The sequence below is a fragment of the Dongia sp. genome (assembly GCF_041918875.1).
GTDB lineage: Bacteria > Pseudomonadota > Alphaproteobacteria > Dongiales > Dongiaceae > Dongia.
The window spans coordinates 13850-27467 of the sequence record NZ_JAYRUV010000022.1 but is presented as its reverse complement, the minus strand read 5'-3'; the positions used below and the strand labels follow the sequence as shown (position 1 = coordinate 27467).

The window sequence follows — 13618 nt, the reverse complement described above, 5'->3', positions numbered from 1 at the left end:
CCCACCCGGCGCCCATCCGACGCAGTCCAATGCCGCGAGTCGGCAAGTATTTGGAATGGCGCGCGAAATGTCCAAGCACGAATTCGCGATTGGGAGCGGAAATGTTACCCGTTGCCGCGGCGCTTTCGCATCGCGGTATTTTCGTCGCAGGGGTGCGGCCCCGATTGGGCTTGCGTGCTTTTGTTTGTACACGAATAATATCCGCCATCGGAGCCACCTAAATGCCGCGCGTTCAGTGTGTTATGAAGGAAGCCACCGCATGCCTGACCTCTCGCTCGCGCACGATCTGCGGTTCGAGGATCTCTACGATCCCGCCGGCCTTGCAAGGCTCGATGCGGCGTTCCTGGCCCAGTTGGGCGAGGGCGATGCGGCTCTTGCCGGGCGGCTTCGGGCGGCGCGGGCCGATGCCGGCGCGCTCGATGCAAAGACCGAATCCCAGCTCATTCTCGATCTGGCCGGCCCGCTGGAAGATTTCCTGGGGCATCTTTTCGGCATCGCGCTTGAACTCGGCGCGCTGCAGGCGCGGCATAACGAATTGGCGCCGCTCTACACCTGCAAACGCCTGTTCGTGCAGCGCCGGGCGCTCAAGGCTTACGGGCCCGACAAGATCGCCGCCATCGATGCCGATGCCCTGCGCCGGGAACTGACCGCGCTGCTCGGCGGCGCCTTCGACGAACTGCGCTTTGCCACCCAGGTGGAAGAATGGGGCAAGGACGAGACGGCCCATGCGCGCGAGATCGATCTGGCGCTGCAATACGCGGCCTGGGCGGCGCAGAGCGAGGCGGGCAAGACGCTGCACGGCGCCGGCGTGCTGTTCAAGGCGCCGCGCAAAATCGATCCGCTGCATCTTCTTCATATGGAGACGGAGACGCGCAACGGCGTCACCTCGTTCAAGCTCGGCTCCGGCAAGCTGCGCCACCGCGAAGGCTTCGCCCTCACCGATCGCGGCACCGACCTCAAAGGCGCGCTCGATCAGGCCAATTACTGCATCTGGTGCCATCATCAAGGGAAGGACAGCTGCTCGAAGGGCCTGCACGAGAAGGATGGCGGCTTCAAGAAGAGCGTCTTCGGCGTGACGCTGGCCGGCTGTCCGCTGGAAGAAAAGATTTCCGAAATGCATGCGGCCAAGGCGAATGGCCAGCCCTTGGCGGCACTCGCCATCATCGCCATCGACAATCCGATGGTGGCGGCCACGGGGCACCGCATCTGCAACGATTGCATGAAGGCCTGCATCTATCAGAAGCAGGAGCCGGTCGATATTCCGCAGGCGGAAACTCGCACGCTGAAGGACATCCTGGCGCTGCCCTTCGGCTTCGAACTCTACAGCCTGCTGACCCGCTGGAACCCGCTCAACCTTCGCCACCCAATTGCCAAACCGGCCTCCGGCAAGAAGGTGCTGGTCGTGGGATTGGGCCCCGCCGGCTACACGCTGTCGCATTATCTGCTGAACGACGGCCATACGGTGGTGGCGATCGACGGGCTGAAGATCGAACCCTTGGCCCAGGACATCTCCGGCGTGGCGCGGGATGGCGGCCGCGTGCCCTTCAAGCCGATCCGCGATCTTTCCGAGTTGACCGAGGAGCTGGGCAGCCGCGCCATGGCCGGCTTCGGCGGTGTCGCCGAATACGGCATCACCGTGCGCTGGGACAAGAACTTCCTCAAGATCGTCCGCCTGCTGATCGAGCGACGAGCACGCTTTGCCATGTTCGGCGGCGTGCGCTTCGGCGGCACGATCACGCTTGCCCAGGCCTGGGAGATGGGCTTCGACCATGTGGCGCTGGCCATGGGTGCCGGCAAGCCCACCCTGCTCGACATGCCGGGCGGGCTTGCCAAGGGTGTGCGCATGGCGTCGGACTTCCTGATGGCGCTGCAACTGACCGGCGCCGCCAAAACGGATTCGATCGCCAATCTGCAGCTGCGCCTGCCGGCAATCGTCATCGGCGGAGGCCTTACCGCCATCGACACGGCGACCGAGGCGATGGCCTATTACCCGCTGCAGGTCGAGAAATTCCTGAAGCGGTACGAGATCGTGGCGGCGGAGAAGGGCGAGGCTGGCTTGCGCGCCGGCTGGTCGGCGGCGGAACTCGTTATCGTCGACGAGTTCCTTCACCATGCCAGGGAAATTCGCGCCGAACGCGCCCGCGCCGCCACGGCGGATACCCAGCCGCGCATTTCGGAGATGCTGCAGGAATGGGGTGGGGTGACGCTGGCCTACCGCCGCCGCCTCATCGATGCGCCTTCCTACACGCTCAACCACGAGGAAGTGGAAAAGGCGCTGGAGGAGAATATCCGCTTTGCCGAAAATCTGACGCCGACCCGCATCGATGTGGATGCGCAGGGCTTCGCCGAGCGCATCCACATGAAACATGCCGACGGCACCGAACATGTCCTGCCGGCCCGGTCTGTCCTGGTCGCCGCCGGCACGCGTCCCAACACCGTTCTGGCGCGCGAGGATGCAGCCAATTTCGGCCTCGACGGGCAGTATTTCAGGGCGCTCGACGAAAACGGCGCGGTGGTGACACCGGAAAAGCTCGCCAAGCCCAACCAGGTGCGCGTCATCACGCAGTCGCATCCCGATGGGCGGGCGGTGAGCTTCTTCGGCGATCTCCATCCCAGCTTCGCCGGCAATGTGGTGAAGGCCATGGGCAGCGCCAAACAGGGCTGGCGCGTGGTGTCGGCGTCCCTGGCTGAACGAGCGGCAGGCCCCGGTTCGGAAACGTTCCTGCGGGATCTCAACCGGCGCCTGCGCGCCCGCGTGCGCGCCGTCAACCGGCTGACCCCCACCATCGTCGAAGTGGTGGTCGAGGCGCCGCAGGCCGCCTCCAATTTCCAGCCGGGCGAATTCTACCGCCTGCAGAATTTTGAAAGCCTGGCGCCGCGCACGCAGGATACCGTGCTGGCGATGGAAGGACTGGCGCTGACCGGCGCCTGGACCGATGCCGAACACGGGCTGGTCGGCCTCATCGTGCTGGAGATGGGCGGCTCTTCATCGCTCTGCGCGCAATTGCAGCCGGGCGAGCCGGTGATTCTGATGGGCCCCACGGGGGCGCCCACCGAAACGCCGGCGGGCGAAACCGTGCTGCTGGCGGGCGGGGGCCTTGGCAATGCGGTTCTGTTCTCGATCGGCCGGGCACTGCGCGCAGCCGGCTCGAAGGTGCTCTATTTCGCGGGTTATAAGAAGCTCGAGGATCGCTACAAGGTCGCCGATATCGAGGCGGCGGCCGATATCGTGATCTGGTCCAGCGACGAGGCGCCGGGCTTTCAACCCACGCGCCCGCGGGACAAGTCCCATGTCGGCAACATCATCGAGAGCATCGTTCAATATGCCGAGGGCAAGCTCGGCGCCACGGAGATCAGGCTGCAGGATGTCGACCGCATCATCGCCATCGGCTCCGACGGCATGATGGCGGCGGTCCAGCGCGCGCGGCATGACGTGCTGAAGCCTTACCTGAAGCCCAGCCATTGCGCCGTGGGTTCGATCAACTCGCCCATGCAATGCATGATGAAGGAAATCTGCGCCCAGTGCCTGCAGCCGCACAAGGATCCGGTGACGGGCAAGGAGAGCGTGGTCTTCTCCTGCTTCAACCAGGATCAGGATCTCGACCGGGTCGATTTCGGCGGCCTGCGGCAGCGCCTGGGCCAGCAATCGGTCCAGGAAAAACTGACCCGCCACTGGATCGCGCACAGCCTCGCCGAACTCGATCGCATGAAGGCCGCGCAGTAAATCCGATTATGTCGCGAGGAGGGATCGTCGCCGGCCCAGCGCCTTGCCAGTCAGTACATCCGTGATCTGGCAAAGGGTTGGGCGGCGGGTCCGGGTCGTTGGCGTGAAGCCGATGACCGGACCTATCTCGACAAGGACGGCCGCAAGGCGGCTCCATCCGTCATGAGATTCGATATGGGGACGGCATGTCCGGAATGCAATGCCCGAAAGAGAACTTTCCTGGGCCTGCGGCAATGTTTCACGTGAAACAATTTTTGCGTAAATCGGCTCAAGCATCCTAGAGGCTGCGCACCGTGCGGAGGAAGCTGTCGACCTCGCGCTTCAATCTTTCGCCGTTCTGGGCCAGTTCGCCGGCGGCGGTCAGCACCTGCCCGGAACCGGCGCTGGTCTGCTGCGATGCCTGGGTGACGCCGACGATGTTGCTGGCGACTTCCGCGCTGCCCGTCGCCGCCTGCTGGACGTTGCGCGAAATCTCCTGGGTGGCGGCGCCTTGTTCCTCGACGGCCGAGGCAATGGCGGTCGAAATCTCGCTGACCCGGCCGATTGTCTGGGTGATGGCGCCGATCGCGGTCGCCGAACTGTCGGTCGCATCCTGAATCGAACGTACCTGCGAGGCGATTTCGTCGGTCGCGCGGGCGGTCTGGGTGGCCAGCGTCTTCACTTCGGACGCCACCACGGCAAAGCCCTTGCCGGCCTCGCCGGCCCGCGCCGCTTCGATGGTGGCGTTGAGGGCGAGGAGATTGGTCTGCCCGGCGATATCGTTGATGAGGTTGACGACCTCGCCGATCTTCACGGCCGCCTCGGACAGGCTCTTCACTTTGGCGTTGGTATCATTGGCCTGACTGACCGCCTCGCCGACGATGCGGGTCGATTCCGTCACCTGGCCGGAAATCTCGGCGATGGAGGCCGACAATTCCTCGGTGGCGGAGGCGACCGTCTGGACGTTCTGGGTCATTTCCTCCGACGCGGCGGCCACCGCGGTCGATTGCTGCGCCGTTTCCTCCGCCGTTGCCGAGAGCGATTGCGCCGTCGCCTGCAGCTGGATCGATGCCGCATTGACCGCCGTCACCACGTCGCGAATGACATCTTCGAACTTGGCTACCGCCTGCTCCATCAGGCGGCCGCGTTCCGCCTGGCGCTCGGCTTCGCGCTTGGCTTCCGCGTCGAGCTTGCGGGCTTTCTGCATCCCTTCCTGGAACACCAGGCTTGCCTTGGCGATATCGCCCATTTCGTCGCCACGGTCGGTTTCCGGCACCGCGATGTCCAGATTGCCGGTGGCCATCGTCTGCAGGGTGGCGGCGATTGCCCCGGCTGGACGGCTGATGCTGCGCACCAGAACAAAGCCGATGACGACGCTGAAGGCCAGAAGCAGCACGAAGGTCACGATGATGATGAGCTGCGACTGGGCATAGATGGCATCGCCCAGGGCGCTGGCGGCATCGGCGCCGGCCCTGTTGAGTTCGGCCAGCCTGGTCAGGGTCAGGGAGGCATCGTCGAACTGCACCCGTGCCTCGCCCTTGAACAAAGCGGAGGCTTCGTCGTTGATGTTCTTGCGCGACAGAGCCAGGACTTGCCGGCTGGTTGCGAGATAGGCGTCCCATTGCTTGGCGAAAGCCAGATAGATCTGGCGTTCCTCCTCGCTGGAAATGAGCGATTCGTAGATTTCGCGGTTGGCCGCGATCGTCTTCGTCTGCAGGTCGATATCGGCTTCGGCCTTCGCCATTCCCTCATCGGTCGTCGACATGATATGCGTGCCCTGCGCAATGCGCAGGTCGGACGTATTCATGTTGAGCTTGTCGGTGATGTCGACGCTCGGCAGCCAATTCGTGGCAATGATGGTCGATTGATCGTTGACGACGCCAAGATTGTAGATCGACAAGGCGCCCAGCCCCATCATGCCCAAAAGGAGAATGCCGATGGCCAGCGCCAGCTTCATACCGATGCGGAGATTTCTCACGACGTCCTCCCCTTTGGATCAAAACATATCAACGGATTCCAATCGCACTCGGCGGGCAGGTTAAAGCTGCATCGATGAAGAAGCGATTAAATGCCCTGGCTCGATACAGATGTGTTCGATCTCGATACCTTCGTATAGGCGCAGGCGGGAAACGATCACTCGCCTGCCGCAAATCGTCCTAACAACGTGGTATCTTTTCTCCGTTATTCGCGCTCGCTGAGGCTGGCGAGGAAGCCTTCCACTTCACGCTCCAGCGCGCCCGTTTCCGCCAGCAGGTCGGCGATCTCGTGCGAGACGCTGTCCGCGATGCGGTTGGCGACGTTGATCGAGCTGGCCACGGCCGCAATCCGGTTGGTGACGGCCGTCGTGCTCTGCGACACGGTTTCGACGCTGCGCGCGATCTCGGTCGTCGCCGCTCCCTGCTGTTCGACGGCGGCGGCGATGGCGGTGGTGGTGTCGCTGATCCGGCCGATGGTGCTGGCGATGGAGCGGATCGCCTGGGCGGACTGTCCGGTGGCCAATTGCATGGCCTTGATCTGGCCGGAAATCTGGCTGGTCGCATCGGCGGTCTGGCGCGACAGGCCCTTCACCTCGGCGGCGACGATCTGGAAGCCACGGCCCGCATCGCCGGCCCGCGCCGCTTCGATGGTGGCGTTGAGCGCCAGCAGGTTGGTATGCCCGGCGATATCGTCGATGAGCTTGACCACATTGCCGATATGCCCGGCGGCCTGTTCAAGGCTCGCCACCGAATCGTTGGAACGGTTCGCCTCGCCGACCGCCTGGTGGGCGATGGTGCTGGCGCTGGCCGTCTGACGCTGGATTTCGCCGATGGCGGCCGTCAGTTCATCGGCGGCGGCGGCGACGCTTTCCACATTCTCGGCCGTGATGCGCGAGGCTTGCGAGACCGCCTCGGCATCGCTGGTCGCGGAATTGGCGCTGCTCAGCAATTCGGTCGAGCCCGATTGCAGGTGTGCCGACACCTGCTTCAGCGCCGCGATGACGCCACCGACCTTGGTGCGGAAATCCTCGCCGATGCGCGCGATCTCCTGCGCGTGGCGATTCTGCAGCTCGTCGAAATAGGCGGAGACGGCGATGTCCATGTCGAGCATGGCGAGCTGGGTCATGGCGGCGACGATGTCGCCCAGCTCCACCGTGGCGCGGTGGGCGTGGAGGCGCGAATAGCTGGCGACGACGGCACGCCGAATGAGATGCGAGAGGGTGCGATAATAGGCGGCGATATACCAGCGCGGTTCCAACCCGATGCGCGCATGCACCAGGCCGATCTTCAGCGCGGACTGGAAATAGGCCTCGTCCAACCGGCCGGAAAAGAGCCGCTTCCAATGCGCGACCTGGGCCGCCTTGGCATATTCCATCCGCTGCGGATCGGCGAACATGCCCGTGAGCTGGGGCCATTTGGATAAGTGGTTGTAGAAATCGGCGATGGCGGCGGGCAGCACGGCCTCAATCTCGGCGCGGAAATCGCCGATGACTTTCAGCACCGTCTCGTCGATGCCGGAAAAGGCCAGGCGCTCGGCAATGTGAAGATCCTGTTTGGCTGTCTGCATGTCGCCTACCCGCTGGGTCGAAGGGTTGAAGACAGTTTTCCACGCGACTTCCTATATCAAAGCAGATAACTACCAGAACTGGCTCGATCGAAATTGACCCAGCGCAATCGAAGTGGGAAAGCCGAGGCGGACGAAGATCAAGGGGTCGCTGTGGCGCGGAAACCCGTCCGGTTCCTATGGAAAGACGGAATGCACATTTCCACCGGCCAGGCTTGGGTAGAAAGTCCAGCCTCCGCCGGTCGGAGCGGAACGGATGACGCAAGCCGCGGCCCGGTTCGAAACGCGTAATGCGTCATCGGCGGGCCTGCCGTACCGTGACCATGACCCAGCCTCACTGGCAGGTGAGAAAAGTTCAGTTTGCGACATGACAGCTGGTCGTTAATCGACTATCAGCGGTCGCCCCAATTGCAGCCATCTCAGGGTGGACGGCCTAGCAATAAGCCGATTGTCGGAGTGGGAATGTCGAATGAGACCAAGAACGGTTGCCTGATCATTGCCTGCGGCGCGCTGGCGAAGGAGTTCCTTGCTGTACGCGCGGCCAATGGCTGGTCGGAGAATCAATTGGCGGTGACCTGCCTGCCGGCAATCTGGCATAACCGCCCGGAAAAGATCCCGGAAGGTGTGCGCGCTAAAATTCGCTGGGGCAGGAAGCGCTTCAAAGAGATCTTCGTGCTCTATGGCGATTGCGGCACCGGCGGGGTGCTGGACGAGGTGTTGAGGGAGGAAGGGGTCGAACGGATCGAAGGCCCGCATTGCTACGATTTCTTCGCCGGGCATGCGGTCTTCGAGGGGATGATGGAGGAGGAGTTGGGAACCCTGTTCCTGACCGACTACATCACCCGTCATTTCGACCGGCTGATCTGGCAGGGCATGGGGCTGGATCGCCATCCGGAATTGCGCGATGCCTATTTCGGCCATTACCGCCGTGTCGTCTATCTGGCGCAAGTGGACGATCCGGCGCTGACGGCGAGGGCGGAAGATGCGGCGAAGAGGTTGGATCTGGCGTTCGAGCGGCGTTTTACAGGATATGGCGAGCTCGCGACCTTCATGAAGAAGGCGGCGGGTACAGCAAAACAGGATTGAAGAAGAGATGGCTCAGCTCATCACCGTCTACTGGCGCGACATTCCCGCCCAGGTCATCGTCAAGAAGGGCCGCGACAGCGCCAAGAAGCAGCTCGACGAGCGCTTCGAGAAGGCGATCGACCGCGCCGCCATGCGCGCCAATCTGCGCGACACGGATTCCTATCTGGCCGAGTGGCGCCGCGCGGCGCCGGTCGAGGTGAGCGACGATCTGGAAGCCGAAGCCGTCAAGGCCAAAGCCGCGCTGGAAGCGGCCTTTCCGGAGGAAAAACTCAAAGCCCTTGTCGAGACTGGCGGCGTCGCCGCCGGCGAAGGCTGATCCCATGTACGCCGTGCGCCTCTGGTCGGTGCGCCACGCAAAGGGCCTCAACCGCTTTTACAAGGCTTTCGAGCGCGTGCTGGTCGGCCTGCATCCGCTGTGGAACAAGCTCGGCTACGAGAAGGTCGAGAAGCCCTTCCAGCTGTTCGAGAAAGCCACCAAGGGCTTCCTGTTCGACTGCCAGATGTGCGGACAATGCGCGCTTTCCTCGACCGGCATGTCCTGCCCGATGAATTGCCCCAAGACATTGCGCAATGGGCCCTGCGGCGGTGTGCGCCCCAATGGCCATTGCGAGGTGAAGCCGGAAATGAAGTGCGTCTGGGTCCAGGGCTGGGCCGGAGCGGAACGCATGGGCGATCTTGGAAAGATCCAGGAAGTGCAGCTCCAGGTCGACAACAAGCTCAAAGGCCGTTCCTCGTGGCTGCGCGTCGTGCGCATGGAAAAGAAGGTCGGCGAATTCGCCCCGAAGCCGCCGAAAGCTCCGCCCGCGAAAAAGCCGGAAGCTGCCGCCCCGGCAAAGATGGCCGGCGAAGGGAAGGCCGCGTGATGGACCCGCAGATCGATCCCGCCGCGCCGCTTCCCTCTCTGCCCGGCCATTCGTCGGGCGGCCGCCTGGAGCGCATCCTGCGTTCCGGCAAGTTCGCCGTGACGGCCGAACTCAACCCGCCCGATTCCGCCGACCCGCGCGATGTCTATGACCGCGCGCTGGTGCTTTCGGAAGTGTGCGACGCCATCAATGCGACCGATGCCTCGGGCGCCAATTGCCATATGTCCTCGGTCGGCATCTGCTCGCTGCTGACGCGCGCCGGCTATGCGGTCATCATGCAGATCTCCTGCCGCGACCGGAACAGGATCGCCATCCAGGGCGACGTACTGGGTGCCGCCGCCATGGGCGTGCAGAATATCCTGTGCCTCACCGGCGACGGCGTGCAGGCCGGCGACCAGCCGGAAGCCAAACCGGTCTTCGATTTCGATTCGACCTCGCTGCTCAAATGCATCCGCGGCATGCGCGACGAGGGCAGGTTCCTCTCGGGCCGCAAGATCACGGTGCCGCCGCGCGTGTTCCTGGGCGGTGCCGCCAATCCCTTCGTGCCGCCCCACGAGTATCGCGCCACGCATATCGGCAAGAAGATCGCCGCCGGCGCGCAGTTCATCCAGACGCAATATTGCTATGACGTCCCCATGCTGCGCTCGTTCATGGACAAGGTGCGCGCGCAGGGACTGCATGAGAAAACCTTCTTCCTCATCGGCGTCGGGCCGCTCCCTTCCTCGAAGACCGCGCGCTGGATGCGCAGCAATGTGCCGGGCGTGCATATTCCGGACGCGGTGATCGAGCGGATGGAAAAGTCCAAGAACGAGAAGGCGGAAGGCAAGCAATTGGCCATCGACCTCATCCAGGAGATCAAGGAGATCGAGGGCGTGCACGGCGTCCACGTCATGGCCTATCGCCAGGAGGAATTCGTCAACGACATCATCCACGCCTCGGGCGTGATGAAGAATCGCCAGCCCAGACGCGCTCCGCGCCCCGCGGAATCCGTCGAGGCCCTGGCCTGACCCACAGCATCCGTTATCAGAAAGGATTATTCGTTATGACCGATACCGTCGTCAGCTCGGCCACCAAGGAAATCGTCATCGGCTTCGACCGCCCCTTCTGCGTGATCGGCGAGCGTATCAACCCCACGGGGCGCAAGCTGCTGGCCGCGGAAATGGCGGCAGGGGATTACAGCCGCGTCAAGTCCGACGCCCTGGCCCAGGTCGAAGCCGGCGCCCATATGCTCGACGTCAATGCCGGTATCCCGATGGCCGACGAGCCGCGCATCCTGGCCGAAGCCATCCAGCTGGTGCAGTCGCTGACCGACACGCCGCTCTCGATCGACAGCTCGATCGTGGCGGCACTCGAAGCCGGCCTCTCGGTCTATAAGGGCAAGGCGCTGGTCAATTCGGTCACGGGCGAAGAGGAACGCCTCGAAGTCGTGCTGCCGCTGGTGAAGAAATACGGCGCCGCCGTCGTTGCCATCTCGAATGACGAGACCGGCATTTCGGAAGATCCCGACGTGCGTTTCGAAGTGGCCAAGAAGATCGTGCAGCGCGCGGCCGATTTCGGCATCCCCTATAAGGATATCGTGGTCGACCCGCTGGTCATGCCGATCGGTGCCTTGGGGAATGCGGGGAAGGCCGCCTTCAGCCTCATTCGCCGCCTGCGCGAGGAACTGAAGGTCAACACGACCTGCGGCGCCTCGAACATCAGCTTCGGCCTTCCGAACCGCCACGGCCTCAACCAATCCTTCCTCGCGATGGCGATCGGTGCCGGCATGACCTCGGCCATCATGAACCCGCTGCACATGGAAGAAATGACCGGCATCTGGGGCGCCGACGTGCTCATGGGCACCGACGCCCATTGCGCCCACTGGATCAAGCGCTTCCGCGAACCGGCCGCCGAAGGCGATGCCGGCGGCCGCGGCCGCCGCGAACGCTCCGGCCGTCGCGGTGGCGGTGCCGCCGGCGGTGCCGCACCGGAGACGGCCAGCGCGTAACTGAGAAGGCCCCCTCTCCCGAACCCTTCTCCACGTTGGGGGAGGGAATTCCAGCCAGCTTGAACGCAAATGCTTCTGCGAACTCGGTGAGCTCCCTCCCCCCAACGTGGGGGAGGGTCGGGGAGAGGGGGAGCAACTGAAGACTTTCTCTTCCCCATCCTTGAACCCAGGGATGGGGTTTGGCATTTTTGGGCCGCAAAAGACCATACTATCAACGCAGGAACTTGCATCATGGCGGATGTCGGCACGGCTAATCTGGAGAATGGCGGCAAGGGCGCTGAATCCGATGACGAAGCCTTGCTGGTCTTCATGCCGTCCGGCAAGCGCGGGCGCTTCGCCAGGGGGACGCCGATCCTCACCGCCGCGCGCCAGCTCGGCGTCGATATCGATTCCGTCTGCGGCGGGCGCGGCATCTGCGGGCGCTGTCAGGTCGTGGTGTCGGAAGGCGAATTCGCCAAGCTCGGCGTAACGTCCGACGCGCATCATCTTTCCGATTTCTCCAGTGTCGAACAGCGTTATGCCGACAAGCGCGGCATGAAGCCGGGGCGGCGCCTCTCCTGCTCGGCCCAGCTCCTGGGCGATCTGGTCATCGACGTGCCGGCCGACAGCCAGGTCCATAAGCAGGTGGTCCGTAAGCGCGCCGAGATGCGCGACATCACGCTCGATCCGGTCATCCGGCTGCATTATGTCGAGGTGCAGGAACCCGACATGCACGATCCCACCGGCGATCTGCAGCGGCTCGAAAAGGCCCTGAAGGCGCAATGGGACCTCGAAGGGCTCGATTGCGACGTGCGCGCCATCCAGGGGCTGCAGCAGGCGCTGCGCAAGGGCGAATGGAAAGTGACCGTCGCCGTTCACCAGGGCAAGCAGATCACCGCCGTCTGGCCGGGCTTCCAGGACAGGATCTACGGCTTTGCCGTCGATGTGGGGTCGACCACCATCGCCGGGCATCTCTGCGACCTGGCGACCGGCGAAGTCGTCGCCTCGTCCGGCCTCATGAACCCGCAGATCCGCTTCGGCGAGGATCTGATGAGCCGCGTCTCCTACGTCATGATGAATCCGGGCGGCGATGCCGACATGACCAAGGCGGTGCGGGAAGCCTTGAACGACCTCGTCCAGGCGGTGGCAAGGGAAGCCGGCTGCACGGTCAACGACATTCTGGAATGCACCTTCGTCGGCAACCCGATCATGCATCATCTGCTGCTGGGCATTAACCCGATCGAGCTTGGCTGGGCGCCGTTTGCGCTGGCGACCGATGGGCCGGTGCAGATCTGGGCCAGCGAGATCGACCTGCATGTGCACCCCAACGCGCGCATCTATGTGCTGCCCTGCATCGCCGGCCATGTCGGCGCCGATACGGCGGGCGTCATTCTTTCCGAAACGCCCTATGAGGCGGAGGAGATGACGCTCATCGTCGATGTCGGCACCAATGCGGAAATCGTGCTCGGCAACAAGCACAAGCTGCTCGCGGCCTCCTCGCCCACGGGCCCCGCTTTCGAAGGCGCGCAGATTTCCTGCGGCCAGCGCGCGGCTCCCGGTGCGGTTGAGCGCGTACGCATCGACCGCAACACGCTGGAGCCGCGCTTCAAGGTGATCGGCTGCGACCTGTGGTCGGATCATCCGGACTTCGCCAAGGAAACGGAAGCCTTCGGCGTTACCGGCGTGTGCGGTTCCGGCATCATCGAGGCGCTGGCGGAAATGTTCCTGGCCGGGATTCTCACGCAGGACGGCGTCGTCGACGGCAGCATGGCGGCGAAGAGCCAGCGTATCCAGGCGGACGGCCGCACCTTCTTCTATCTGCTGCATGACGGCCAGCCGCAATTGAAGATCACGCAGAACGATATCCGGGCCATCCAGCTCGCCAAGGCCGCGCTCTATGCCGGTGCCAGGCTGCTCATGGACAAGCTCGGCGTCGACAAGGTCGAGCGCATCACGCTGGCCGGTGCCTTCGGCAGCCATATCGACGTGAAATACGCCATGGTGCTGGGCATGATCCCCGATTGCGACCTTGCCAAGGTGACGAGCGCCGGCAATGCCGCCGGCACGGGTGCGCGCATCGCCCTGCTCAACCGCGCGGCCCGCGACGAGATCGCGCGCGTGGTGAAGCAGGTCGAGAAGATCGAGACGGCGGTCGAGGCGAAGTTCCAGGAACATTTCATCGAAGCCATGGCGCTGCCGCACAAGACGGCACCCTATCCGCACCTCGCCAAGGCGGTGAATCTCCCCGAACCGAAAACGGCTGCACAGCCCGAAGGCGATGACGGCGGACGGCGCCGGCGCCGGCGGGGGTAGGGTCTTCAGTCGCACCCCCTCACCCCAACCCCTCTCCCGCGAGGGGAGAGGGGCTCTTGCCACGCGGCTCGATTTTCATCTCTTTGACGGATACGGTAATGCCGGCAAAGGCGCATTCCCTCTCCCCTCGCGGGAGAGGGTTAGGGT

General features: G+C 63.9%; 9 protein-coding genes. 7 read left to right on the top strand and 2 right to left on the bottom strand.

The window, feature by feature from the left end; all coding sequences use genetic code 11:
• Positions 1-259: 259 nt before the first annotated feature.
• Positions 260-3724, top strand: a complete 3465-nt coding sequence (locus ACE3TY_RS19055; RefSeq protein ID WP_374655937.1) for an FAD-dependent oxidoreductase — start codon at positions 260-262, stop codon at positions 3722-3724.
• Positions 3725-4001: 277 nt separating this feature from the next.
• Here the strand turns inward: ACE3TY_RS19055 and ACE3TY_RS19050 are convergent, their stop codons facing one another.
• Positions 4002-5681, bottom strand: coding sequence for a methyl-accepting chemotaxis protein (locus tag ACE3TY_RS19050; RefSeq protein WP_374655935.1), 1680 nt, complete (start codon positions 5679-5681; stop codon positions 4002-4004).
• Between the two features lie 203 nt (positions 5682-5884).
• Entirely contained in the window at positions 5885-7246 is a 1362-nt protein-coding gene (locus ACE3TY_RS19045; RefSeq protein ID WP_374655933.1) for a protoglobin domain-containing protein, read from the bottom strand.
• Between the two features lie 459 nt (positions 7247-7705).
• On the opposite strand from ACE3TY_RS19045, the gene ACE3TY_RS19040 reads away from it, so the two are divergent.
• From ACE3TY_RS19040 to ACE3TY_RS19015, 6 genes are all read left to right on the top strand, one after another.
• Positions 7706-8329: a DUF1638 domain-containing protein gene (locus tag ACE3TY_RS19040; protein ID WP_374655931.1), complete on the top strand. Its 624-nt coding sequence runs from the start codon at positions 7706-7708 to the stop codon at positions 8327-8329.
• Positions 8330-8336: 7 nt separating this feature from the next.
• A complete protein-coding gene (locus ACE3TY_RS19035) occupies positions 8337-8645 on the top strand; it encodes a virulence factor (protein WP_374655929.1) in 309 nt (102 codons plus the stop codon).
• Between the two features lie 4 nt (positions 8646-8649).
• Positions 8650-9192 (top strand): methylenetetrahydrofolate reductase C-terminal domain-containing protein, encoded by a 543-nt coding sequence (locus tag ACE3TY_RS19030; RefSeq protein WP_374655927.1) that lies wholly within the window; start codon positions 8650-8652, stop codon positions 9190-9192.
• Entirely contained in the window at positions 9192-10199 is a 1008-nt protein-coding gene (locus ACE3TY_RS19025) for a methylenetetrahydrofolate reductase (protein WP_374656033.1), read from the top strand. Before ACE3TY_RS19030 ends, ACE3TY_RS19025 begins: the two co-directional genes overlap by 1 nt.
• Positions 10200-10234: 35 nt before the next feature.
• Positions 10235-11179: a methyltetrahydrofolate cobalamin methyltransferase gene (locus ACE3TY_RS19020; protein ID WP_374655925.1), complete on the top strand. Its 945-nt coding sequence runs from the start codon at positions 10235-10237 to the stop codon at positions 11177-11179.
• A gap of 231 nt (positions 11180-11410) precedes the next feature.
• The gene (locus ACE3TY_RS19015; RefSeq protein ID WP_374655923.1) at positions 11411-13471 is read left to right on the top strand and encodes an ASKHA domain-containing protein; all 2061 of its coding nucleotides are present in this window, start codon (positions 11411-11413) and stop codon (positions 13469-13471) included.
• The last annotated feature ends 147 nt before the right edge of the window (positions 13472-13618 follow it).